The 22,127-nt window shown below is 58.1% G+C and carries 25 protein-coding genes; 11 read left to right on the forward strand and 14 right to left on the reverse strand.

The window, feature by feature from the left end:
- Positions 1-27: 27 nt before the first annotated feature.
- The 11 genes from rpmH to DWA01_RS06335 all read left to right on the forward strand — a co-directional run bounded on the left by rpmH (position 28) and on the right by DWA01_RS06335 (position 9,464).
- Positions 28-162, forward strand: coding sequence for a 50S ribosomal protein L34 (rpmH, locus tag DWA01_RS06285; protein WP_114284989.1), 135 nt, complete (start codon positions 28-30; stop codon positions 160-162).
- A 22-nt stretch (positions 163-184) separates the two neighbouring features.
- On the forward strand, positions 185-607 hold the full coding sequence (gene rnpA / locus DWA01_RS06290; protein WP_114284990.1) for a ribonuclease P protein component: 423 nt from the start codon (positions 185-187) through the stop codon (positions 605-607).
- Positions 604-894, forward strand: coding sequence for a membrane protein insertion efficiency factor YidD (gene yidD / locus DWA01_RS06295; protein WP_114284991.1), 291 nt, complete (start codon positions 604-606; stop codon positions 892-894). The genes rnpA and yidD overlap by 4 nt, the downstream gene beginning before the upstream one ends.
- 80 nt (positions 895-974) lie before the next feature.
- Positions 975-2,159: an MFS transporter gene (locus tag DWA01_RS06300; protein ID WP_114284992.1), complete on the forward strand. Its 1,185-nt coding sequence runs from the start codon at positions 975-977 to the stop codon at positions 2,157-2,159.
- Between the two features lie 30 nt (positions 2,160-2,189).
- Positions 2,190-3,059, forward strand: coding sequence for a tRNA 2-thiocytidine(32) synthetase TtcA (ttcA, locus tag DWA01_RS06305; protein WP_114284993.1), 870 nt, complete (start codon positions 2,190-2,192; stop codon positions 3,057-3,059).
- 79 nt (positions 3,060-3,138) lie between these two features.
- Positions 3,139-4,686, forward strand: a complete 1,548-nt coding sequence (locus DWA01_RS06310) for a putative bifunctional diguanylate cyclase/phosphodiesterase (RefSeq protein WP_114284994.1) — start codon at positions 3,139-3,141, stop codon at positions 4,684-4,686.
- Positions 4,687-4,815: 129 nt separating this feature from the next.
- On the forward strand, positions 4,816-6,627 hold the full coding sequence (gene yidC, locus DWA01_RS06315) for a membrane protein insertase YidC (RefSeq protein ID WP_114284995.1): 1,812 nt from the start codon (positions 4,816-4,818) through the stop codon (positions 6,625-6,627).
- A gap of 3 nt (positions 6,628-6,630) precedes the next feature.
- Positions 6,631-7,278 (forward strand): ribosome biogenesis GTP-binding protein YihA/YsxC, encoded by a 648-nt coding sequence (yihA, locus tag DWA01_RS06320; RefSeq protein WP_114284996.1) that lies wholly within the window; start codon positions 6,631-6,633, stop codon positions 7,276-7,278.
- Positions 7,279-7,353: 75 nt separating this feature from the next.
- Positions 7,354-8,217 carry an acetylglutamate kinase gene (gene argB / locus DWA01_RS06325; RefSeq protein WP_114285061.1) on the forward strand — a complete coding sequence of 288 codons (864 nt, stop codon included), beginning with the start codon at positions 7,354-7,356 and terminating at the stop codon, positions 8,215-8,217.
- A gap of 72 nt (positions 8,218-8,289) precedes the next feature.
- The gene (locus DWA01_RS06330; protein WP_114284997.1) at positions 8,290-8,961 is read left to right on the forward strand and encodes a ferredoxin; all 672 of its coding nucleotides are present in this window, start codon (positions 8,290-8,292) and stop codon (positions 8,959-8,961) included.
- On the forward strand, positions 8,958-9,464 hold the full coding sequence (locus tag DWA01_RS06335; RefSeq protein WP_114284998.1) for a SixA phosphatase family protein: 507 nt from the start codon (positions 8,958-8,960) through the stop codon (positions 9,462-9,464). The genes DWA01_RS06330 and DWA01_RS06335 overlap by 4 nt, the downstream gene beginning before the upstream one ends.
- A gap of 58 nt (positions 9,465-9,522) precedes the next feature.
- Here DWA01_RS06335 and DWA01_RS06340 read toward each other — a convergent pair whose 3' ends face one another.
- The 14 genes from DWA01_RS06340 to rpsM form a co-directional block, all read right to left on the reverse strand.
- Positions 9,523-10,314, reverse strand: coding sequence for an amino acid ABC transporter ATP-binding protein (locus DWA01_RS06340; RefSeq protein ID WP_114284999.1), 792 nt, complete (start codon positions 10,312-10,314; stop codon positions 9,523-9,525).
- A 12-nt stretch (positions 10,315-10,326) separates the two neighbouring features.
- Positions 10,327-11,640 carry an amino acid ABC transporter permease gene (locus DWA01_RS06345; protein WP_114285000.1) on the reverse strand — a complete coding sequence of 438 codons (1,314 nt, stop codon included), beginning with the start codon at positions 11,638-11,640 and terminating at the stop codon, positions 10,327-10,329.
- Between the two features lies 1 nt (position 11,641).
- The gene (locus DWA01_RS06350; RefSeq protein WP_114285001.1) at positions 11,642-12,859 is read right to left on the reverse strand and encodes an amino acid ABC transporter permease; all 1,218 of its coding nucleotides are present in this window, start codon (positions 12,857-12,859) and stop codon (positions 11,642-11,644) included.
- 127 nt (positions 12,860-12,986) lie between these two features.
- Complete coding sequence (locus tag DWA01_RS06355; protein WP_114285062.1) at positions 12,987-14,003, reverse strand: amino acid ABC transporter substrate-binding protein; 1,017 nt, start codon at positions 14,001-14,003, stop codon at positions 12,987-12,989.
- A 215-nt stretch (positions 14,004-14,218) separates the two neighbouring features.
- Positions 14,219-14,929 (reverse strand): ATP12 family chaperone protein, encoded by a 711-nt coding sequence (locus tag DWA01_RS06360; protein WP_114285002.1) that lies wholly within the window; start codon positions 14,927-14,929, stop codon positions 14,219-14,221.
- 1 nt (position 14,930) lies between these two features.
- A complete protein-coding gene (locus DWA01_RS06365; RefSeq protein ID WP_114285003.1) occupies positions 14,931-15,593 on the reverse strand; it encodes an HAD-IA family hydrolase in 663 nt (220 codons plus the stop codon).
- Entirely contained in the window at positions 15,590-16,633 is a 1,044-nt protein-coding gene (locus tag DWA01_RS06370) for an RluA family pseudouridine synthase (protein WP_114285004.1), read from the reverse strand. Before DWA01_RS06370 ends, DWA01_RS06365 begins: the two co-directional genes overlap by 4 nt.
- A gap of 58 nt (positions 16,634-16,691) precedes the next feature.
- The gene (locus tag DWA01_RS06375) at positions 16,692-18,020 is read right to left on the reverse strand and encodes a replication-associated recombination protein A (protein ID WP_114285005.1); all 1,329 of its coding nucleotides are present in this window, start codon (positions 18,018-18,020) and stop codon (positions 16,692-16,694) included.
- Between the two features lie 80 nt (positions 18,021-18,100).
- Complete coding sequence (locus DWA01_RS06380) at positions 18,101-18,688, reverse strand: acyl-homoserine-lactone synthase (RefSeq protein ID WP_114285006.1); 588 nt, start codon at positions 18,686-18,688, stop codon at positions 18,101-18,103.
- 53 nt (positions 18,689-18,741) lie between these two features.
- On the reverse strand, positions 18,742-19,353 hold the full coding sequence (locus DWA01_RS06385) for a helix-turn-helix transcriptional regulator (RefSeq protein ID WP_114285007.1): 612 nt from the start codon (positions 19,351-19,353) through the stop codon (positions 18,742-18,744).
- A gap of 311 nt (positions 19,354-19,664) precedes the next feature.
- A complete protein-coding gene (gene rplQ, locus DWA01_RS06390) occupies positions 19,665-20,081 on the reverse strand; it encodes a 50S ribosomal protein L17 (RefSeq protein ID WP_114285008.1) in 417 nt (138 codons plus the stop codon).
- A gap of 133 nt (positions 20,082-20,214) precedes the next feature.
- Positions 20,215-21,231, reverse strand: coding sequence for a DNA-directed RNA polymerase subunit alpha (locus DWA01_RS06395; protein WP_114285009.1), 1,017 nt, complete (start codon positions 21,229-21,231; stop codon positions 20,215-20,217).
- A 111-nt stretch (positions 21,232-21,342) separates the two neighbouring features.
- On the reverse strand, positions 21,343-21,732 hold the full coding sequence (gene rpsK, locus DWA01_RS06400; RefSeq protein WP_114285010.1) for a 30S ribosomal protein S11: 390 nt from the start codon (positions 21,730-21,732) through the stop codon (positions 21,343-21,345).
- Positions 21,733-21,748: 16 nt separating this feature from the next.
- Positions 21,749-22,117, reverse strand: coding sequence for a 30S ribosomal protein S13 (gene rpsM / locus DWA01_RS06405; RefSeq protein ID WP_114285011.1), 369 nt, complete (start codon positions 22,115-22,117; stop codon positions 21,749-21,751).
- Positions 22,118-22,127 lie beyond the last annotated feature (10 nt).

Here is a 22,127-nt window from a genome sequence, read left to right on the forward strand (position 1 = left end):
TTGGGCCTAACCCTCGGAGATGCTGCCATGAAGCGCACCTACCAACCCTCGAACCTGGTTCGCAAACGGCGCCACGGCTTTCGTGCACGCATGGCAACCAAAGCTGGCCGCAAGATCCTGAACGCACGTCGTGCGAAGGGTCGTAAGACGCTCAGCGCGTAAGATCTTGCCGGAAGGCAATAATATGACACCGCCGGATGTGCCTTTTTTCTCTGCGATTGCCGCGGATCAGGGTGCAGCGGCGGTTTCGTCATGTCCGCCCCCCGGCCTGACAGTGATCACCAAACGCGCCGATTTCCTGCGCGCCGCCCGGGCCAGACGTCAGGGCGCCGGGTGTTTTATGCTGCAGGCCCGCAACCGCGATGATGGCGATGCGGGGATCCGAGTCGGTTTCACCTGCTCCAAAAAAGTCGGCAATGCCGTCGCCCGCAACCGCGCCAAACGCCGTTTGCGCGAGATTGCGCGTCTGCTGCTGCCCGACCTGGGTCAGCCGGGCTGGGACTATGTGCTGATCGGGCGCAAAGACGTCACGGCCGCGCGCGACTTTGTGGCGCTGCAGGACGACCTACGCACGGCGGTGCGCAAGATCCACAGGACGCGCAAATGACGCCTCTGGCCCGAATCGCAGCCCTGCCCGTGCGCGCCTACCGGCTGATTTTCTCGCCGCTCGTTGGCGCCAATTGCCGCTATCAGCCCACCTGCTCCGCCTATGCGCTTGAAGCGCTGGAAAAACATGGTGCCGTGCGTGGCAGCCTGCTGACATTGCGGCGCATTGGCCGCTGCCACCCGTTTGGCAGTCAGGGCTATGATCCGGTGCCCGGGCCGGAGAAGACAGCTTCACAAAAGACCGGCCTGCAGCAAGATGACGCTGCAGATCAGCCACACCAGGACTAGGCTGGGAATACAAGCGCAAGGCTGGACAGGCGTGCCCGTCGCCCGCAGAGTGCATCCATATTCTGCTTACCGGATTGCACATGTTTATTTCCTTTCTGCGCAGCCTTGACCGCGACGCCCGCCTGATATTGGCTCTGGCGCTCACCGGCAGTATTGCCGCGTCTTCACTGGTGCCCGTAATGGGGCTCTTCATCGTTGATGAGCTGGGGCAGCCGCCTTGGGCGATCAGCCTTTATTTTGTCATCGTCACGGCCCTGACCATGGGGCTGAACAAACGTTTCGGCGCCGCCATCGACAGTGGCCGCGACATCCGGCAGTTGCAGCTGGTGTCGATAGCGGCCTTTTTACTGGCCACCATGCTGCTCTATTTCCTCACCAGCTACCTGGTGCTGCTTCTTGTCTTTGCGCCGCTGATTTCGCTGGCCAATACCGCCCTGTCGGTGGGCTACAGCCTTGGCCGCCTTTACGCGGAACGCCAACAACTTGATATTGCCCGCTTCAACGCGCTGCTGCGCATTGTGACCTCCACCGGCTGGATTTTCGGCCCGGCGTTTGCATTTGTGCTGCTGGACAGCTTCAGCTTCAGGGCCGCTTTCCTTGCCACATTTTTCATCGCGGTTCTCAGGCTTGCGCTGTGGACAATCACCCTGCCCGGCGGCTTTCGGGCGGCCCAAGCGCCGACAGGGTCCGGGCGTACCGGCCGCAACCACATCCTGCTGATCGCCGCCGCGGTCTCGATGCTGCTGTCGATGACAAACGTGCTCTATTCTTCCGCGATGCCGTTGTTTTTCAAGTATGAAGCCGGGCTGCCCGGCTATGCGCCCGGCCTGTCCTTTGCCATCAAATGCCTGTTTGAGATCCCGGCGATCTATTTCGCGGCCATACTCGCCCAACGCTGGGGTGAGCGACGGGTGTTAATGGCCGCCGCCATGCTGGCCGTTGTGGTTATGCTGAGCATCACCCAGCTGCAGAGCATCCCTCAACTGATCCTTCTGGCCGCCGCGGAAGGTCTCTATTACGGGCTGTTTGCCGGCGCAGCGATTGGCTACATCCAGGGGTTTGCCATGGGGCGCATGGGCCAGGCCACCGCCACCTATGTATCCAGCCTGTTTCTGGGCGGCATGCTGGGCTCCGCGCTGATGGGGCTGATGGCGTCCCTCTTTGATTATCAGGCCAGCATCTACCTCGCCGCAGCCGCGGCTCTTGCGGCGCTGCCGGTGTTGATGCTGCTGAAACATTTGACGCCCGCCCCCAATCCCGCGTAGACCCGCCCAATCCAATCGCCGGAGCCAGCTATGCTTGATGATATCGACGACATTCACGCCCTGTTCCACGGTGCCCCATCGACCACTGAGTTCAAAAAACTGCGCAAGCGCATTGTGCGCCAGACCCGCGAAGCGATCGAGCAATACGGCATGATTGAACGCGGTGCCCGCTGGCTGGTCTGCCTGTCCGGCGGTAAGGACAGCTACACGCTGCTGGCGGTGCTGCATGAGCTGCAATGGCGTGGCCTGCTGCCGGTGGAGATCCTCGCCTGCAATCTGGATCAGGGCCAGCCGGGTTTTCCCGCCACCGTATTGCCGGCGTTTCTGGAAAAGATGGGCATCCCGCACCGGATCGAATACCAGGACACATATTCGGTGGTGATGGACAAGACCCCCGCAGGGCGCACCTTTTGCGCCCTGTGTTCGCGCCTGCGCCGCGGCAATCTCTACCGGGTGGCGCGGGAAGAGGGCTGTTCCGCCGTTGTGCTCGGCCACCACCGCGACGATATCCTGGAAACCTTTTTTATGAATCTCTTTCACGGCGGGCGACTCGCCACCATGCCGCCGAAACTAATTAACGAGGAGGGCGATCTGTTTGTATACCGCCCGCTGGCCCATGTGGCTGAAGTGGATTGCGAAAAGTTCGCAACCGCAATGAATTACCCGATTATTCCCTGCGATCTGTGCGGATCTCAGGACGGTTTGCAGCGCCAGCAGGTCAAAGCGATTCTGGATGGTTGGGAAAAAAATAGCCCCGGCCGGCGCCAGGTTATGTTCCGTTCGCTGATGAATGCACGGCCCAGCCATCTTCTTGACCCAAAATTGTTCGATTTCACCGGGCTTGAACGCAATGCTGACAAATTGAACGAAAATGGCCTTAATATTCCCAGGTTGCGTTAACCAGACGCACAGGAACTCGCCCTAGCGTCGGTACTGAACAGGCAGCTTATCTGTCTGAGAATACCTGAAGGACGCGTCCATGCCGTTCATACGTGATTTCAACGCTTTGCGCTTCAGAACGGCGCTGCGCTCCATCCTCCTGGGGCCACAGCTTCTTGCGTTTTTGCCGGCAATCTCGCTGGGTGGTTACTGGTATGGCGGCGAAGGGGTCCTCCTGTTCATCGCGATTCTGTTCCCTGCGATTATCGCCCTGGCCGGGCTGCTGCCGGCGAATGGGTCCTCCGGGGCAAAAGAATGCGACAGCATCACCGGCCTGCCACTGCGGGCTTCGGCGATTGGAGCGCTGAACGAGGCGTATCAAACTGCTGGTACCAATGGTCATTCTACCGCCTGCCTGGTGGTCGAACTGGACGAATTTCCGACGATATCCCGCACCTATGGCACGGATGCCTCTGACAAAGTGCTGGCCAGCGCCGCCACCCGGCTGCGCGACACCATGCGGGATTATGATCTCATCGCCAAACTGGACGGGCCGTGTTTTGCCATCGCAATGGCGCCCAGACGCCGCGTTGATCTGGAAGGCATGCTGCAAATCGCGGCCCGCATCCAGGGCGCGTTGTCAGACCCGTTCAGCATCAATGCAACGCGTGTCTATGTGACCTCTTCCATTGGCTTTTGCACCCCGTCCCGCGCCCCGTCTTCCGATGGCGCCGCGCTGCTTGCGGCCGCCGAACGGGCGCTTGTCGATGCGCAAAACAACGGACCCTCTGCAATTCGCGCCTATTCACCGGACATTGTAAAACGGGCTGCGGCCGCGTCTGCCATCGCGGCCGAAGTCGGCAATGCGCTTGAAAATGGCCAGATCACCCCCTGGTTTCAGCCGCAGGTGTCCACTGACACGGGCGAGGTGACCGGGCTGGAAGCGCTGGCGCGCTGGCAACACCCCGAACGCGGGCTGATCCCACCGGCAGAATTCCTGCCTGCAATCGCGGATGCCGGGCTGTTTGAACATCTGGGTGACGTGATGCTGAACCAGTCGCTGGCGGCGATCCAGGCCTGGGACAATATCGACATCAACGTGCCCAATGTGGCGGTGAATTTTGCCGCCGAAGAGCTGAGCAACCCGAAACTGGTCGACAAACTGCGCTGGGAGCTGGACCGGTTTGACCTGACACCGGACCGCTTGACCGTTGAAATTCTGGAAGACGTGATTGCCTCCTCTGACAATGACACTATCACCCGCAACATATGGGCTCTGTCAGAAATGGGCTGCCGTATCGATCTTGACGATTTTGGCACCGGTCACGCGTCGATCGCAAATATCCGCCGTTTTGCCGTGGACCGGATCAAAATTGACCGCTCCTATGTGACCCGCGTTGACGTTGACCGCGATCAGCAAAACATGGCGGCTGCCATCCTGACCATGGCCGAACGGCTTGATCTGGAAACACTGGCGGAAGGCGTTGAAACCGTCGGCGAACACTCCATGCTGGCGCAACTTGGGTGCGGTCATATCCAGGGTTTCAGTGTTGCGCGGCCAATGCCGTTTGACGAAACCACCACCTGGATGCGCAAACACCGTGAGAAACTCGCCACGCCGTCGATACTCGGTCGCCATGCCGGCTGAGCGTCGCTGCGCAATTTTCCGCACGATTCACCGGTTTTGCGCGGGTTGTGACCCGAAATAGCTTGACCTTTTGCCCCCCGGGTTGTTGAACCACGACTGACTTTCGTAACAGCAGTTGGGCCACCATCCATGGACGATCAGAACAAGAACCTCATCGTCGCTCTCGCTTTGAGCGCCATTGTATATTTGGGGTGGATGTTTTTCTTCGCCCCGGACGCCCCGGTTGCCCCAGTGGTCCCGGTCAGCGAGCAGACCGCGGGGGCCGGTGATACCGGCATTCCGACACCGCTTCTGAACAGCGCACCGCTTGTCACCGCGACACCGGCAGAGACGCTGCAGACGGCCCTGGCCAAGACCGAACGCCTGACGGTCGACACGGACCGCCTGACCGGATCTATTTCGCTCACCGGCGGCCGTATCGACGACATTGCGCTGAAGGATTACAACGAAACTCTGGACGCTGACAGCGAGCTGGTGACCCTGCTGCGCCCGGCCGGGTCTGACTCAGCGTATTATTCGGTCTTTGGCTGGGCCCCGGGTGGCGATCTTGCCGCAGCGGACGTACCCGGCAGCGCAACGGCATGGCAGATCGAATCCGGCGATGTCCTGACGACCGATAAGCCTGTCACCCTGATCTGGGACAATGGCAAAGGCCTGACCTTCCGCCGCCAGATCGAAGTGGACGAGAACTATCTCTTCACCGTGACCCAGAGCGTTGAAAACACCGGCGCCACAGCGGCCCGCATGGCCCCCTATGGTCTGGTTGCACGTCAGGGCACGCCCGACACGCTGAACTTCTTTGTCTTGCACGAGGGTGTGGTCCGTCAAAGCGACGACGAGCTGTCGGAAATCAAATACAAAGAACTGCCGGACATGGACCCGCTGGCCAATCAGGCCCGTCTTGGCGAAGAAGCCTCGGTGCAGGAAAACGGCTGGATCGGCTTTACCGATAAAAACTGGATGACCGCGCTGATCCCAGCCAGCGGTCAGGCGTTCACTTCGACCACCGGCTACTACACAGGTTCCGACATCTATTTCGTCGAAACCCGTAACCCTGTGGTCTCTGTTGAGCCCGGCCAGTCCGTTGAGGTGGAAACACGTATGTTTGCCGGTGCCAAAGAATGGGCCGCCATCCGCAGCTATGAAGATGACAATGGCATCATCAACTTCCTCGACTCAATTGACTGGGGCATGTTCTTTTTCCTGACCAAACCGATTTTTGCCATGCTGCACTGGCTGAACTCGGTGATCGGCAACATGGGCTGGTCGATCATCGCGCTGACGCTGGTGATCAAAGCGCTGTTGTTCCCGCTGGCCTATAAATCCTACGTCTCCATGGCGCGGATGAAAGAGTTGCAGCCGGAAATGGAGAAACTGAAGGAAAAAGCCGGTGATGACCGCGCTAAGCTTCAGAAAGAAATGATGACGCTGTACAAGAAGAACAAGGTCAACCCGGCCTCCGGTTGTCTGCCGCTCCTGCTGCAGATCCCGATCTTCTTCTCGCTCTACAAAGTGATCTTTGTCACCATTGAGCTGCGTCAGGCCCCCTGGCTCGGCTGGATCTATGACCTCTCCGCCCCTGATCCCAGTTCGATCCTGAACCTGTTTGGCCTGCTGTCCATTTCGCTGCCGGCAGACGACAGCCTGTTCGCAATCCTGTCGCTTGGTATTCTGCCGATCCTGCTGGGCATTTCGATGTTCCTGCAGCAAAAGCTGAACCCGGCACCGACCGACGCGTCTCAGGCGATGATCATGGCCTGGATGCCCTGGGTGTTCATGTTCATGCTGGGTCAATTTGCTTCCGGTCTGGTACTCTACTGGATCGCCAACAATACGATCACCTTCACCCAGCAATATCTCATCATGCGCAGCCATGGGCATAAGCCGGATGTGTTTGGCAACATTATCCGCACCTTTAAGCGCAAAAAAACTGAAAGCTGATCAATGGAACTTTCTTTTCCATTCGCTGAAACTGACGCAGACGCCCGGGAAGCCGGGCGTCTGCTGTTTGCGGGCGAAACCGATTTTCTCAAAGGCGTTGTCGCCATGGACGGCATGCCGCCGGCGGACCGGATGGAGGTCTGTTTTGCCGGGCGCTCCAACGTGGGCAAATCCACCCTGATCAATGCCCTGACCGGGCGCAAAGCTCTGGCGCGTGCCTCCAACACTCCGGGCCGCACCCAGGAGATCAACTTCTTCACCTGCGGCGAAAGCCACTATGTGGTCGATCTACCCGGTTATGGTTTTGCCAATGCACCGGTCAAAGTCGTTGAAAAATGGCAGCGGCTGCTGAAGGCCTACCTGTCCGGCCGCGCCACGCTGCGCCGCGCGTTTGTGCTGGTCGACAGCCGTCACGGGATCAAACCAGTGGATGAAGAGATCATGGGGCTGCTGAACAAGTCTGCCGTGACCTTTCAGGTGGTGCTGACCAAAGCCGACAAGGTCAAAGAAAAAGATCTGGAACCGATGTTTGCCCAGGTGCGCAAAGCGCTGTCAAAACACCCGGCCGCCTACCCTGAAATCATCCTGACCAGTTCCGAAAAAGGCGAAGGTATCGAAGATCTGCGCGCCATAATCGCCACGATGGAATAACCCCGGTCCGGGAATGTCTTGCACTAGAGCCGCCCTGTCGACTAAAACCGGCTGACCCAGAGAAAAGCCCTCATGATGAAGACCCAGGATATGAACCGCGATTGGCCAGCAACTGCCCGGACCCTGTCTCAGGCGCTCCCTTACCTGCAACGTTATGAAGGCGCCACCGTCGTCATCAAACTTGGCGGCAATGCGATGGGCAGCGACGAGGCGATGGAAAATTTCGCCCGCGACGTGGTGCTGATGCAGCAGGTTGGGGTCAATCCGGTCATCGTGCATGGCGGCGGTCCGATGATCAACGCGATGCTGGAAAAGCTTGATATCAAATCTGAATTTGTCGCCGGCAAACGGGTGACCGACCAGGCCACGGTGGAAGTGGTCGAAATGGTGCTTTCAGGTCAGGTCAACAAACGGCTGGTGCAGGCGATCAATTCCCAGGGTGGCCGCGCGGTTGGCCTTTCGGGCAAAGATGCCAATCTGATGATCTGTGATCAGACCCACCCGGATCTTGGCTTTGTCGGCACGCCGGCTGATATGGATCCCAAAGTGCTGCGCGATCTTGGGGCCTCTGGTCTGATCCCGGTCATCGCGCCGCTGGGCGCCGGGCGCAACGGCGAGACCTTTAACGTCAACGGCGACACCGCTGCCGGCGCAATTGCCGGCGCACTGCAGGCGGACCGCCTGTTGCTGCTGACCGACGTATCGGGCGTTAAAGGCGGTGATGGCAAAGTCCTGACCGAACTGAACGCTGGCCAGATCCGCGATATGATCGCAGACGGCACCATTGCCGGCGGCATGATTCCAAAAACCGAAACGGCACTGGATGCGCTGGACCAGGGCGTGCGTGCGGTGGTGATCCTGGATGGGCGTGTCCCCAACGCCTGCCTGCTGGAACTCTACACCGAACACGGTGCCGGCTCGCTGATCCGCGCCGGCTGACGGCGCCCTCACGATTACGCGCACTGGAATTCTGGAATTCCCAAGCCCTGTGGCTTGCTCTAAGTTGGCGTCATGAAGAACAGCGCCATAAACTCCGAATACCAACATCTGAAGTCACAGATCCGCCCGGCGCAGCTTGAACTGCTTGGCGGTTTTCACCCGGCAGACACAGATGGCGCCCCTGAAGGCTGCAAAACCGTCCTGCTGCTGGGACCACTGGAACCCGGGTTCTGGCCGGTGCTCACGGACTCCGCTGAATTCCGCGATGGCAAGGCTGACCCGGTTGACCGCTGGTCGCTACGGGTGGTTTCTCAACTCGCTCAGGACCTTGGTGCAACACCAGTCTTTCCCTTTGGCGGCCCGCCCTGGCACCCGTTCATTTCCTGGGCGCTGCGCAGCGCGCAGTCCTTCAGCTCACCAGTGTCGCTGCTGGTGCATGACAAGGCCGGGCTGATGGTGTCCTACCGCGGCGCGCTGGCCTTTTCACACCATATTGAGCTGCCCGCCACGCAGCCCTCGCCGTGCCAGAGTTGCGCGGGACGCCCCTGCATCAGCGCCTGCCCGGCCGGCGCCATCACGGAAGGGCAGTATGACGTGCCGGCCTGCCATACGTTTCTTGACACTCCTGAGGGCCAGGACTGTCTGCAGGGCGGCTGTCTGGTGCGCCGCGCCTGCCCTGTGTCCAGAACCTATCCGCGCGCGCCGGCACAATCGGCATTTCACATGTCGGCGTTTCACCGATGACACTGCGCCTGATCCTGACCCGCCATGCCAGTTCGGACTGGGATGAGGATTGCCCCACCGACCATGACCGGACGCTGAACGCAGCCGGACGCAAAGACGCGCCTCTGATTGGCAGCTGGCTTGCCCGGCAGGGGTATGCCCCCGAACACGTGCTTTGCTCCTCAGCGCAGCGCACACGCGAGACCTGGGCGGGTCTGTCCCCCACTCTGGGCTTTGCGGGCAAATTCGAAATCGATCCCCGGCTTTACCAGGCAAATCCGGCCTTTATCCTCCAGCGACTGCAGCAGGTTGAACAGGCGCAAGTGGTGATGATTATCGCCCACAACCCGGGAATCGCGCGCGCAGCAATATCTTTTGCTGCCGCGCCCCCTGCAGACAGGCAATTTCAACGATACCCGCCCGCCGCCACCACAGTGTTGGAGTTTCAGGCCGAAACCTGGTCCGGGGTCAAATGGGGCACAGGCCATATCGCCGCTTTCACAGTGCCCCGCGCCCAGCAATAGAAAACGCCGGCAGATCTCTCCGCCGGCGTTCTGATTTTAAATCTGGCTGTGCGCCTGTTCAGTGACCCAAAATCTGGCTCAGGAACAGTTGCGTGCGCTCAGACTGCGGGTTGCTGAAGAACTCTTCCGGCTCATTCTGCTCCACAATCTGGCCCTGATCCATAAAGATCACCCGGTTTGCCACCTGACGGGCGAAACCCATCTCATGGGTCACACAGATCATCGTCATGCCCTCTTCCGCGAGTTCGATCATGGTGTCGAGCACCTCTTTGATCATCTCAGGGTCAAGCGCAGACGTTGGCTCATCAAACAACATGATGCGCGGTTTCATGCACAGAGAACGTGCAATCGCCACCCGCTGCTGCTGACCACCGGACAGCTGGCCCGGATATTTCAGCGCCTGTTCCGGAATTTTCACCTTCTCAAGAAACTGCATCGCAATTTCTTCGGCTTCCTTCTTTGGAGTCTTGCGCACATGCATCGGCGCCAGGGTGCAGTTTTCAAGGATGGTCAGATGCGGGAACAGATTGAAGTGCTGAAAGCACATGCCCACATCTGAGCGGATCTTGTCGATGTTCTTCAGATCAGAGGACAGCTCAACACCGTCCACCTGGATCGAACCGGCCTGGTGCACTTCCAGACGGTTGATACAGCGGATGAGGGTCGATTTCCCCGAGCCCGAAGGCCCGCAGACCACGATGCGTTCCCCGTGGTTCGCCGTCATGTTGATATCGCGCAGCACGTGGAAGGCGCCATACCATTTGTTCATGTTGGTGATCTGAATGGCCACCTGGTCCGAAACCTGCATATGGCTCCGGTCAATATCACGATCTATCGTTGTTTCGTTCATTTTTCTGGCTCCTTAGACGTGGTCGGTGCGAAGCTTACGCTCCAGCCATTGAGAGTATTGGGACATCGAGAAACAGCAGACCCAGAAGACCACCGCGACAAAGATGAACAGTTCCCAGTAGATGCCGTTCCATTCGGTAGAGGCCCGGATGGCGCCGGTCAGACCCAGTATGTCAAAAATACCGATGAAAATGACCAGAGTGGTGTCTTTGAACAGCCCGATGAACGTGTTCACAATCCCGGGAATCGAGATTTTGAGCGCCTGCGGCATGATGATCAGCTTCTGCGCTTGCCAATAGGTCAGCCCCAGCGCGTCTGCGGCCTCATACTGGCCCCGTGGCAGCGCCGCCAGCCCGCCCCGGATCACTTCCGCCATATAAGCGGACGCAAACAGGGTCACCATGATGATCACGCGCAAGACGATGTCAAAATTGGTGCCTTTGGGCAGGAAGTACTGCAACAGAAGCGAAGCGGTAAACAACAGAGTGATCAGCGGAACGCCGCGGATGAACTCGATGAAACCGACACAAATCGATTTCACGATCAGCAGGTCAGACTGGCGACCCAGCGCCAGCACGACGCCAATTGGCAGTGACAGGGCGATGCCCGACAGGCCGATCACGATCGAAATCATGAAACCGCCAATGGTCTTGGATTTCACTGCTTCAATTGACAGCGGGATGATATCCTCAAACAGCCCGGCTATTGGACCGGCCAGGAACAACCACCAGATCACCGGCGCCAGGAACAAGGCAATCGTGCCCGCAAGGCCACCGGCGACAGGGGTGATGATCTTTGAGGCGAAATAGCCGATGGCAAATCCCGCGATCACGGACAGGGGAACCCAGACCGAGCCGCCCCAGACCAGCAGATACATCACGAAAGGATAAAGCGCCGAAAAGATCAACAACTTACGTGGAAGATGATCAAACAGCAGCGGCGCAAGCGCCACAAACAACAGCACCAACGCCAGGACCGGACGCCAGTACAGATCCTGCGGATAGAAGCCAAACAGCAGCTGTTTCCAGCGTTCGCTCAGAACCGCCCAACAGGCATAATCTGTGTCGCCATATTTCGCCGCGAGGATCTCGCGGCATTCACTCAGCGAACCTGCGTTCCAGACCCCCAGTACCATCCAGGGCAGCACCGCCGCCAGCATCGCGTAAATTGCATAAAGGGCTACGAGTGTCAGTAAACCATTGCTGACACTTGAAAACATATTATCGCGCAGCCAGTGAACCAGCCCAGTTTCGCCTGGAGGGGGCGCCATCTCGGACAGCATTTCATCACGGACATATGCGTGGTCATGTGAAGCAGAATTTGTCATCTCATCGCTCCTTCAGCATGACTGATTTATTGTAGACGTTCATCGCCGAAGAAATGCACAATGAAATGACCAGATAGATCAGCATCATCATCATCATTGCTTCCAGCTCACGCCCGGTCTGGTTCAGCGTGATGCCACCCAGGGTGGCGCGCAGATCCATGTAACCCACCGCAATTGCCAGCGAAGTGTTTTTGGTCAGGTTCAGGTAGTTGGAAATCATCGGTGGAATGATCACCCGCAGCGCCTGCGGCAGAACCACCAGATTCATCGTCTTACCCGGACGCAGACCAAGCGCATAAGCAGCTTCTGTCTGTCCTTTGGACACAGCGAGAATACCAGCACGCACATTTTCCGCGATGAATGCACCGGCGTAGAAAGACAGCGCCAGCCACAATGCAATCAGGGAGTTGCGGACATGAAAGCCGCCTCTGAAGTTAAACCCTTTCAGCGCCGGATATTCCAGGCCGATGGGCGAGCCCATCACAAAGAAAACCAGAACCGCAGGGACGGCGAAGATCGCCAGTTTAATCCGGAAGGTCGGCAGGCTCAGCCCGGTGCGTTCAAAACGCTTTTGGGCGTAGCGGCCAAAAAAGACGATTGCGGCAAGCGACAGGAAGAAGGTCACTACAACAACCCAGGAGCCATCGCCCCAGACCGGTGCAGGGATATAAGTCCCGCGGTTGGTCACTGCGACCGCGTCATTCAGCCACATGGTTGCTTCAGGTTCGGCCCCCCTGAACGCCTTTGGCGCTGGGGTGGATTCCGTCAGAACCGCGAAAAAAGCGATGATCCACAGCAGAACCGGAATATTGCGGAAACTCTCCACATAAACCGTCATTATTTTGGCTGTGATCCAGTTGTGCGACAGACGCAGCACGCCCGCCGCCACGCCGACAATGGTCGCCAGGATACAGCCCATAAACGCCACCAGAAGCGTGTTGAGCAGCCCGACATACGCGGCGCGTAAATGGTCAGAGTCTGACGAATATTCGACAAGACGTTGGTTGATATCATAGCCAGCGCGCACACTGAGGAAAGAGAAGTTGAAGTCTTTCCCAGCCGCGGCGAGATTGACGACGGCGTTGTTTACCAGCCAGCCCAGAGCCAGAACAAACGCAGCAAGTGCGACAGCCTGGATGGTCATGGAACGGTAACGCGAATCGTAAATCAGCTGGCTCAGTTTAAACGAATCCTGGTGAGGATCGCTAAGTGTCGTCATGACTGACGCTCCCCGAGTTTCAGACGCAGCCCAATGCGTCCGACAGGTGCATTTTCACCCGTCTGTTTATTATTGTGTCGTATGTAAGTAGGGCGCGACCGAAGCCGCGCCCTACAAGTATCAGATCTTAGCGGAAGGGCGGTGCATAGAGCAGGCCGCCGTCTTTCCACTGTGCGTTCAGACCGCGAGCAAGACCAATCGGTGTCGTTTCGCCGATGTTGCGCTCAAAGACTTCACCATAGTTGCCAACCGCCATGATGATGTTCTTGGCCCAGTCAGCCGACAGACCGAGCTGTTCGCCCAGGTTGCCTTCGGTGCCCAGCATACGGTTCACTTCCGGATTGTTGGTGCCCTTGGCCAGTTCTTCGACATTGGCAGACGAAACGCCCAGCTCTTCAGCAACGATCAGAGTGTTGAGCGTCCAGCGCACAATATCACCCCATTCGTTGTCGCCGTGGCGTACAAGCGGACCGAGTGGCTCTTTGGAAATGATTTCCGGCAGAACAATGTGATCGCCCGGGTTTTCAAAGGTCGCACGTGTTGCGGCCAGACCAGAAGCGTCTGTTGTGTACACGTCACAGGCACCGGCAAGGTACTGCTGCTGTGCTTCTGCGTTGGTTTCAATCGGCACAGGCTCGTAGCTGATGTTATTGGCGCGGAAGAAATCGGCCAGGTTCAGCTCAGTTGTGGTACCGGTCTGAATGCAAACAGTTGCGCCATCAAGATCTTTTGCGGACGACACGCCCAGGTCTTTGGGGACCATGAAGCCCTGACCGTCATAGAGGTTGACGCCGGCAAATTCGAACTTGAGGTCAACATCACGGGAAAATGTCCACGTGGTGTTGCGTGCCAGAACGTCGATCTCACCCGAACCCAGAGCGGTAAAGCGCGTCTGACCGGTTGTAGGTGTGAACTCTACAGCAGCCCCGTCACCGAGAACTGCGGCAGCAACAGCGCGACAAATTGCGACGTCAAAGCCGTTCCAGACGCCGTTTGCATCGGGAGCAGCAAAGCCGGTCAGGCCGGTGGTCACACCACAGTTCAGTTTGCCGCGTGCTTGAACATCTTCGAGCGTGCCGGCTGATGCGAGGCCAGCAGCAAAGCTGGCTACGGTCAGTGCACCAAGAAATACGGTTTTTTTCATTTTTACCTCTTCCTGAATTTCCGCCATTTATTTGGCGGTTCATCCGACCCTGTCCGGGCCGGTATTTTGGAGTGCAAAGGTTTAAGTCCTTCGCACTGTAGAAGAGTTTGATTAGATTCATTCAGAAACGTCAAGTGCACGATCAATAAATCGAATTGCTTCCCCAAGGTAAATTCAGACCAATACACGCTTTGGATGCAGTAGCTCCACCCGGCTCAGGCCGAAAGCAGAGTGACAAAAAGTGCAGCATTTACAAAAGCTTGCCTCTTTTTTTCCGCCAGAACCCCGGCCTCTTCATCCCGCCCCCAACGCTCTGCCTGCCATTGTTCATCCAGTTGCGACTTTTTCCAGATTTCTGAGACCGCGCCCTGATTGCGGAAAACAGCAAAACCGAGGATCAAAGACCCCGATAGCGCTACCAGATCATGAAAACCGGCAAGCTCAAAATTAGTTAGCCTATGCGTATGATCTGACAGGGCTTTCAGCGCCTCTGGTGCCTGTGGTGCGTGTATCACCCCGGTTCTGGTCTGCAGGCGGGCACCAAGGGCCGTTTCAGCCCAATCCAGCAATGGGTTCCAGGTCGCCGCCTGACGATCCACCAGACTCTGTGGCGCCTCGGCACGGTAACAAAGCAGGTCACTGTCGCCATAAGCGGCCAACATATCTGCGACTTCCCTGCGCTGATTCGCCACCTTGTCGATCGCAGCGTTTGCGCCCCTGGTGACCGGCATTGATTCGGGGGTGATTCGTTTTTCCTGGGCATCCCACTCTGCCGCAATCGCCGCCGCCATGCCCCGGCTCGGCACCAACAAAACGGCTTTTGCCGGGGTTCTGAGCGGCCGGCCATCCAGCCGCACTCCAAAACCGCCGTCCTCAGAACTGACGCTGGCTTCTTTCCAGAACCGTTTTGTTTTCCAGTCACTCATCTCAAGTCTCCCATTGCGCTGCGATCGCCGCTGGCAGCGCCTTCACCTCATCAACCACGCGGGCAGCACCCGCTGCGATCAGATCCTCTGCCGGGTGATAGCCCCAGCTGACACCAATGCGTCTGATGCCGGCAGCACGGCCCATTTCAATGTCATAGACCGTGTCGCCAATGATAACCGTATTGGCAGCCGCAACCCCGGTATCGCGCAGACAGGCGTCCACCATCGACGGGTTGGGCTTGGACGGATGGTCATCCGCCACCTGGCTGGTGACAAAAAACTGTCTTAAATTATAGGTGTCCAGGATATGATCAAGCCCCCGGCGCGCCTTGCCGGTGGCAACGCCAAGCAACAGGGTCTCGTCCTTTGCCAGTTCCGCCAGCATCTCCGGCACGCCTGGATACAGCGGTTCGGTCTTTGCCTGTCGCAGCTTCAGAAAGGCGCCCCGGTAGGCCGCCACGATGGCCGCAACCCGTAAACCGCCGGAGAGCCGTCCTACGGCCTCGTCCAGCGACAGACCGACAATCGACAGGATCTCGCCGCGCTCTGGCGCCTGCAGGCCTTCTGAGGCAAAGGCCTGCTCCATCGCTGCAACAATAAAATCCTGACTGTCGACGAGCGTGCCATCGACGTCAAAGATCACCAGCCGCAGCGCTGCGCTCACAGCTCGTCCTCGAACGGATCCGCCGGCACCTCGTTCTCGCGCCAGTCAAACATCGACCACGTGTCGGCCATATGCTTTGATAACGGCGCCACAAAGGTCACCAGCTTTTTTGTGCGCGGATGTTCAATGGTCAGCGAACGCGCATGAAGATGCAGCTTGTTGCTCATGTCACCGCCAAGGCGCGCACCCCAGCCGTCGCCCAGATTTTCCTGGCCCGAGCCACCGTACTTGCCATCGCCGATGATCGGATGACCGAGCTCGGCCATATGGGCACGCAGCTGGTGGGTGCGGCCGGTGATCGGCACCAGCGCCACCCAGGCTGCCCGGCGGGCGAGCGCGGACAGGGTCGCATAGTCGGTGTGGGCGCGTTTGGCGCCATAGGTGCTGTTCACATCGCGCGGATGCACACAGTGCATCTTTTCGCCCTCACCGCCCTTGCCGTGACCCGGTGCTTTCACCAGGCCCCATTTCAGCGAGCCCATTTTTGGATGTGGCACACCGCCCACGGCGGCCCAGTAGATTTTGCGGGTCTCCCGGTGGCGGAAAGCGGCGGTCAGTGCGGTTGTCACCCGCTGGGTGCGCCCCAGCACCAGAATGCCGGAAGTGTCTTTGTCGAGCCGGTGCACAAGGCGTGGTTTTTCTTCATAGCCAAAGCGCAGTGCTTCGGCGAGGCCGTCCACATGGCGCGACTGCCCAGAGCCGCCCTGGGTGGCAAGACCCGAAGGTTTGTTCAGCACGATGATGTCGTCATCGCGGTAGATCACCGTCGCCTGGATCATCGCCACATCGGCCTTTTTGATCCGGGCCGGCAAGGGTGCCGGGCGTTCGCCCGGTTCGGGCAGCGGCGCGATGCGGATCAGATTGCCAGGCACCACCCGGGTGTTTGGCTTGCCTTTGACACCGTCCACTTTGATCTCGCCCGTGCGGCACAGCTTTTCAATTGCCCCCTGCCCCAGATGCGGGAAATGGCGGCGCATCCAACGATCCAGCCGTTGGTCACTTTCGTTCTCGTCTACGGTTATTTTCTGCACGCCGCTCATGCGATATCTCCACCTGTAAAAGGGTCAGCGTGTCTCCTGCGGGCTGGGAGGCCGCTTGTCAACCATCCTGGCGTTTTGCGCGCAGTTTGGCGAAATAGTCGACCCGTTTCTTCAGATCCCGCTCATATCCGCGCTCCACCGGGGCATAAAACTGTGGTCTGTTCATACCATCCGGGAAATAGTTTTGTCCCGAAAAGCCGTCTTCCGCGTCGTGATCATAAGAATAGCCGCTGCCATAGCCCTGATCCTGCATCATCTGGGTCGGCGCATTCAGGATATGTTTGGGTGGCGGCGCTGAGCCCGACTTGCGCGCCGCGGCACGAGCAGTTTTATAGGCCACATACCCCGCGTTAGTTTTGGGGGCCAGCGCCAGATAGATCACCGCCTGGGCCAGCGCCAGTTCGCCTTCGGGCGAGCCCAGCCGCTCATAAGTCTCCCAGGCGTGCAGACAGATGGACTGCGCCTGAGGGTCAGCAAGCGCGATATCTTCCACCGCCATACGCAACAGACGCCGCGACAAGTACCTGGGGTCCTCGCCGCCTTCCAGCATGCGGCAAAACCAATACAGCGCCGCATCCGGATCCGAGCCGCGGATCGATTTGTGCAGGGCGGAGATCAGGTTGTAATGCTCTTCGCCCGACTTGTCGTATTTGGCCGCGCGCCGCATCAGCCGTTTGGTCAGCGCTTCGCGTTCCAGCGGTGCAGCAACACGCCAGCCGGCCGCCTGCTCAACGAGGTTCAGCAAAGTGCGGCCGTCGCCGTCTGCCATTTCAAACAGTGCTGAGCGCGCCGAAGCGGTCAGGGGCAGCTCCAGGCCCAACTCGGTCTCGGCCCGGGCACAGAGCTGCTCCAGCTCAGCTTCCGACAGCCGCTCCAGCACCAATACCTGGGCCCGGCTCAGCAACGCGGCGTTCAGCTCAAACGAGGGGTTTTCCGTGGTGGCACCCACCAGCAGAATGGTGCCGTCTTCCATATAGGGCAGAAACCCGTCCTGCTGCGCTTTGTTGAAGCGGTGGATCTCGTCCACAAACAACAGGGTACCCTGGCCGTTCTGATGCCGGATCTTCGCCGATTCGAACACTTTGCGCAGTTCCTGCACCCCGGTGAAGATCGCGCTGAGCTGGATGAAATGCAGGTCGGTTTCCGCAGCGAGCAGGCGGGCGATGGTGGTTTTACCAACACCGGGCGGCCCCCAGAGCACCAGAGAGCTGAGCGCCCCTGACGCCAGCATCACCCCGAGTGGTGCCTCCGGCCCAAGGATTTGTTGCTGCCCGATCACCTCACGCAGCGCTTGCGGCCGCAAACGATCCGCCAGCGGGCGTGGGGCTGCCGGCGTTCCTGCGGCGTTTGCAAGGGAAGTCGAAGGTGTTTCAAAAAGATCTGCCATGGGGCGAACTTATCCGCCCCATGCAGAGGGTGAAAGCCATTATTGCCCGCCAGATGGCTACAGCGGGCAATGCCGGGTTCTCAGTGCAGTTTCGACGTCAGATTGATGTCGACACAGACTGAGCGGGACCCACCGATGTCCAGCACCGGCCCCGCAGGCTGGCAATCAATGCCGGTGCGCCGCGCCAGCCGGGGGGAATGCTCCGGGATCAGCCCCAGAACCGAGGTCGCCCCCAGTTCCCGCGCCGATTTCACCATTTCCGCAATCAGACTGATCTGCACCCGCAGACGCTGTTTGGCAGGCACATTGTGAGAGACAAAAACGCGGCTGCTTTCCCAGACATGTCCGGCCACCGGCGCCTCATGATCCAGCAGGTTTGCCGGAATACTGTCGAGCAACCCACGCTGCGCGTCCCGGATCATATAGGTATAGATGCCACATCGCGCCGTCGTCGGGGTCAAACGGACCCCCGCCAGCACCTCGCCAAACTCATGCACCGCAATCCAGCGGCTGGCCGGGGTGTCATATTGATCATATTCCATGCCATCGACATGGGGCAGATCCCAGTTGTTGCGCTCAATAAATGTATTGTGACGTGCGCGCAGCATGTTGGCGAACAATTCACCGTGTTTGTGCAGGTTATCGAAGGAAAGTGTTGTGACTTGCATAGGTGCCTCCAGGCGGTTGTGTTGAAACAAACCGGAGGGGGTGGGCCACCACTCTACAAAAACCTGTATTCCCGCGCTTTTTTAAGCGCCTCAGATGTCGTTCGGGCGCCTAATCGGACCCGTGCTGAACTGAGGCGCGCTTTTAATGCACTTTCTGAAATCCCAAGCTTTGCTGCTGCGGCAGTATGCCGGTCCCCTTCGGCAATAAGGCGCAACGCCTCTGTCTGCGCATCCGTCAGATTTGTCGGAGGCTCAGCAGCTACGTGCAAAGCATGGGTTAATATTTCTAATTCTTTGATCTCACCGTCACTGAACTCCCGGTCATCCCGCGCCACACCAATAATGGAACGTGATTTGATCGGACCACAGGAAACAACAGCACCAAAGAGCAGCCCATGCTCTTTCGCCTGGCCGATGATGTTAAACGGATCCGGAAGCTTGATTTCACTCCAGCGTGTCGCCCCGCGCGTGCCCAGACCCCAAAAGACCAGCGGATCTCTCAGCGCAAAAACATTTTCATCATATTTGGTGGTCCAGGCGGGATCATAGGTTCGCCGGTAAACCAGTGGCGCCGCAAAGCGAATATGCAGCCCGGCCGAAAAACCACAAGGCGACATCTCTTCCAGCCTGCCGAACAGGGTCTCTAATTCAGTGGTCCTGGACATTGTATTCACTTTTGATATTGCCGCGTCTCTGCTCTACTTGAAGTTGCCAATCTATAATCCGAATCAACGGTAAATTGGTTCGCTGCATTTTACAACGAGCAGCATGCAATTTGGTTAAACCCAATTTAGCCGCTGCATTGCCGCCAGTACCCCAGCGAGTTGTTCCCGAAGGTTTGATCAAGATGCCCGTCAACGTCAGCAATTGCAATGCTGACGTCAGAGCAGATTGTCGCACAATTGCGACTCAAAATGCAAAAAACCCCGCCAGAGACGGGGTTTTCTTATCATTCCGACCGCAAGCAGCCCGACACTTATTCTGCAGCTTCTTCCGCTTCCAGACGAGCGCGATCAGCCGCGCCTTTGGCAGAAACATCGCGTTCAACGAATTCGATGATCGCCATCGGAGCCATGTCACCATACCGGAAACCGGCTCTCAGAACGCGGACATAACCACCCTGACGCTCAGCATAACGCGGGCCGAGGACTTCGAACAGTTTTGCAACGTCCTTGTCTTCTTTCAGCTGCGAAGCCGCCTGACGGCGGGCGTGCAGGTCGCCGCGTTTGCCCAGCGTGATGAGCTTCTCGATGTAACGACGAAGTTCTTTGGCTTTGGGCACGGTTGTTTTGATCTGCTCATGCTCGATGAGCGAGCCGGCCATGTTCGACAGCAGAGCTTTACGGTGCTCATGGGTGCGATTGAGGCGGCGGTAGCCTTTTGCGTGACGCATTGTCATCTCCTAAAGTATTTGTTTTTGCTTTGTCTGGCGGCCCATGCGTGTAGGCCACTCTCCTTGGGGCTCGCGCCCATTCATTCCCCGGCGGTCCGGGCATTCAGGGGGCCGCTCACGCAGCCCCCAAATCTCAGAACTGGTCTTCGAATTTCTTCGCCAGGTCTTCGATGTTCTCTGGTGGCCATTCTTCGACATCCATGCCGAGGTGCAGGCCCATGCCCGAAAGCACTTCTTTGATCTCGTTCAGAGACTTGCGGCCGAAGTTCGGCGTCCGCAGCATTTCTGCTTCGGTCTTCTGGATCAGATCGCCGATGTAAACGATGTTGTCGTTTTTCAGGCAGTTTGCGGAGCGGACCGACAGTTCAAGCTCGTCAACCTTCTTCAGCAGAAGCGGGTTAAACTCGAGACCGTCATCTTCTTCCTGACGACTAGCCGACTCAGGCTCATCAAAGTTCACGAAGATCGACAGTTGATCCTGCAGGATGCGCGCCGCATAGGCCACGGCGTCCTCAGGTGTCACCGATCCGTCTGTTTCCAGCTTCAGTGTCAGCTTATCATAATCCAGCACCTGGCCCTCACGGGTGGGCTGCACGTCATAAGACACTTTGGTCACAGGCGAATAGATCGCATCGATCGGAATCAGACCGATGGGCGCGTCTTCCGGCTTGTTTTTCTCGGCAGAGATATAACCTTTGCCGGTGTTCACAGTCAGCTCCATGAACAGATCGGCACCGTCATCCAGGTGACAGATCACGTGATCTTTGTTCAGGATCTCGATCCCAGCGGATTCCGAAATGTCGCCAGCCGTCACAACCATCGGGCCTTTGGCCGAGATGGACAGACGTTTGGAGCCTTCGACTTCCATGCGGATCGCGACACCTTTCAGGTTCAGGATCACATCGGTCACGTCTTCACGTACACCGGGAACAGACGAAAACTCGTGCAGAACATTGTCGATCTGAACGCTTGTGATCGCAGCACCCTGCAGCGATGACAACAGAATGCGACGCAGCGCATTGCCCAGTGTCAGGCCGAAACCGCGTTCCAGCGGCTCCGCGACAACTGTTGCCTGACGCGCAGGATCATTGCCTGGTTTAACGTCCAGTTGCTGCGGCTTAATGAGCTCTGCCCAATTCTTGTGGATCATGCGTTAGCCTCCATACCTGTCTTTCGCCCATGTCCGTAAGCGGAAGACGCCCGAGGTTAAAAATGCCAGACACGGGCCGCGCCAAAACGCAGCCCGTGCAAATCGTAAAACTTAAACGCGGCGGCGCTTAGGCGGACGACAGCCGTTGTGTGCCATTGGAGTAACGTCACGGATCGATGTGATGTTCAGGCCAATTGCAGCCAAAGCGCGAAGTGCGGATTCACGGCCCGAACCAGGACCCTGAACTTCGACTTCCAGTGTTTTCAGACCATGTTCCTGCGCTTTTTTACCAGCGTCTTCAGCAGCCATCTGAGCAGCATAAGGAGTCGATTTACGCGACCCTTTGAAACCCATTGTACCGGCGGAAGACCAGGCAATCGCATTTCCCTGAACGTCAGAGATAAGGATCTTGGTGTTGTTGAACGAGCTGTTCACATGTGCCACGCCTGCGGCAATGTTCTTACGCTCTTTTTTCTTCGTGCGGGATTTATCGCGTGCCATTGATCAGAACCCTCCCTTACTTCTTCTTACCAGCAATAGCCCGTGCAGGGCCTTTGCGAGTACGTGCGTTTGTATGAGTACGCTGACCACGGACAGGCAGGTTACGACGGTGACGCAGGCCACGGTAGCAACCAAGATCCATCAGGCGCTTGATATTCATCTGAGTTTCACGACGCAGGTCGCCTTCAACGGCGTAGTTTGCGTCGATATGCTCGCGGATCGCCAGAATTTCAGTGTCGGCCAGCTCGTTAACACGGCGGGTGACGTCGATACTTACAGCTTCGCAGATTGCTTCTGCAGATGTTGTACCGATACCCGTGATATAAGTCAGGGCGATAGGTACGCGTTTAGAGGTCGGCAGGTTAACGCCGGCAATACGTGCCACGTGTCTCTTC

Origin of the sequence: Candidatus Halocynthiibacter alkanivorans (genome assembly GCF_003333265.1) — a bacterium.
GTDB lineage: Bacteria > Pseudomonadota > Alphaproteobacteria > Rhodobacterales > Rhodobacteraceae > Halocyntiibacter_A > Halocyntiibacter_A alkanivorans.

What these genes read in the sequence shown, in the direction of transcription:
- DWA01_RS06395 (WP_114285009.1), bottom strand. Translation starts at nt 21,231, where the DNA reads ATGATCCACAAGAATTGGGCAGAGCTCATTAAGCCGCAGCAACTGGAC.
- argB (WP_114285061.1), top strand. Translation starts at nt 7,354, where the DNA reads ATGAAGACCCAGGATATGAACCGCGATTGGCCAGCAACTGCCCGGACC.
- DWA01_RS06310 (WP_114284994.1), top strand. Translation starts at nt 3,139, where the DNA reads ATGCCGTTCATACGTGATTTCAACGCTTTGCGCTTCAGAACGGCGCTG.
- DWA01_RS06385 (WP_114285007.1), bottom strand. Translation starts at nt 19,353, where the DNA reads ATGTCCAGGACCACTGAATTAGAGACCCTGTTCGGCAGGCTGGAAGAG.
- DWA01_RS06335 (WP_114284998.1), top strand. Translation starts at nt 8,958, where the DNA reads ATGACACTGCGCCTGATCCTGACCCGCCATGCCAGTTCGGACTGGGAT.
- DWA01_RS06300 (WP_114284992.1), top strand. Translation starts at nt 975, where the DNA reads ATGTTTATTTCCTTTCTGCGCAGCCTTGACCGCGACGCCCGCCTGATA.
- rnpA (WP_114284990.1), top strand. Translation starts at nt 185, where the DNA reads ATGACACCGCCGGATGTGCCTTTTTTCTCTGCGATTGCCGCGGATCAG.
- DWA01_RS06330 (WP_114284997.1), top strand. Translation starts at nt 8,290, where the DNA reads ATGAAGAACAGCGCCATAAACTCCGAATACCAACATCTGAAGTCACAG.
- rpsK (WP_114285010.1), bottom strand. Translation starts at nt 21,732, where the DNA reads ATGGCACGCGATAAATCCCGCACGAAGAAAAAAGAGCGTAAGAACATT.
- DWA01_RS06380 (WP_114285006.1), bottom strand. Translation starts at nt 18,688, where the DNA reads ATGCAAGTCACAACACTTTCCTTCGATAACCTGCACAAACACGGTGAA.
- DWA01_RS06345 (WP_114285000.1), bottom strand. Translation starts at nt 11,640, where the DNA reads ATGACAAATTCTGCTTCACATGACCACGCATATGTCCGTGATGAAATG.
- yidD (WP_114284991.1), top strand. Translation starts at nt 604, where the DNA reads ATGACGCCTCTGGCCCGAATCGCAGCCCTGCCCGTGCGCGCCTACCGG.
- ttcA (WP_114284993.1), top strand. Translation starts at nt 2,190, where the DNA reads ATGCTTGATGATATCGACGACATTCACGCCCTGTTCCACGGTGCCCCA.
- yihA (WP_114284996.1), top strand. Translation starts at nt 6,631, where the DNA reads ATGGAACTTTCTTTTCCATTCGCTGAAACTGACGCAGACGCCCGGGAA.
- DWA01_RS06350 (WP_114285001.1), bottom strand. Translation starts at nt 12,859, where the DNA reads ATGACGACACTTAGCGATCCTCACCAGGATTCGTTTAAACTGAGCCAG.
- rplQ (WP_114285008.1), bottom strand. Translation starts at nt 20,081, where the DNA reads ATGCGTCACGCAAAAGGCTACCGCCGCCTCAATCGCACCCATGAGCAC.
- rpmH (WP_114284989.1), top strand. Translation starts at nt 28, where the DNA reads ATGAAGCGCACCTACCAACCCTCGAACCTGGTTCGCAAACGGCGCCAC.
- DWA01_RS06360 (WP_114285002.1), bottom strand. Translation starts at nt 14,929, where the DNA reads ATGAGTGACTGGAAAACAAAACGGTTCTGGAAAGAAGCCAGCGTCAGT.
- DWA01_RS06340 (WP_114284999.1), bottom strand. Translation starts at nt 10,314, where the DNA reads ATGAACGAAACAACGATAGATCGTGATATTGACCGGAGCCATATGCAG.
- yidC (WP_114284995.1), top strand. Translation starts at nt 4,816, where the DNA reads ATGGACGATCAGAACAAGAACCTCATCGTCGCTCTCGCTTTGAGCGCC.
- DWA01_RS06375 (WP_114285005.1), bottom strand. Translation starts at nt 18,020, where the DNA reads ATGGCAGATCTTTTTGAAACACCTTCGACTTCCCTTGCAAACGCCGCA.
- DWA01_RS06370 (WP_114285004.1), bottom strand. Translation starts at nt 16,633, where the DNA reads ATGAGCGGCGTGCAGAAAATAACCGTAGACGAGAACGAAAGTGACCAA.
- DWA01_RS06355 (WP_114285062.1), bottom strand. Translation starts at nt 14,003, where the DNA reads ATGAAAAAAACCGTATTTCTTGGTGCACTGACCGTAGCCAGCTTTGCT.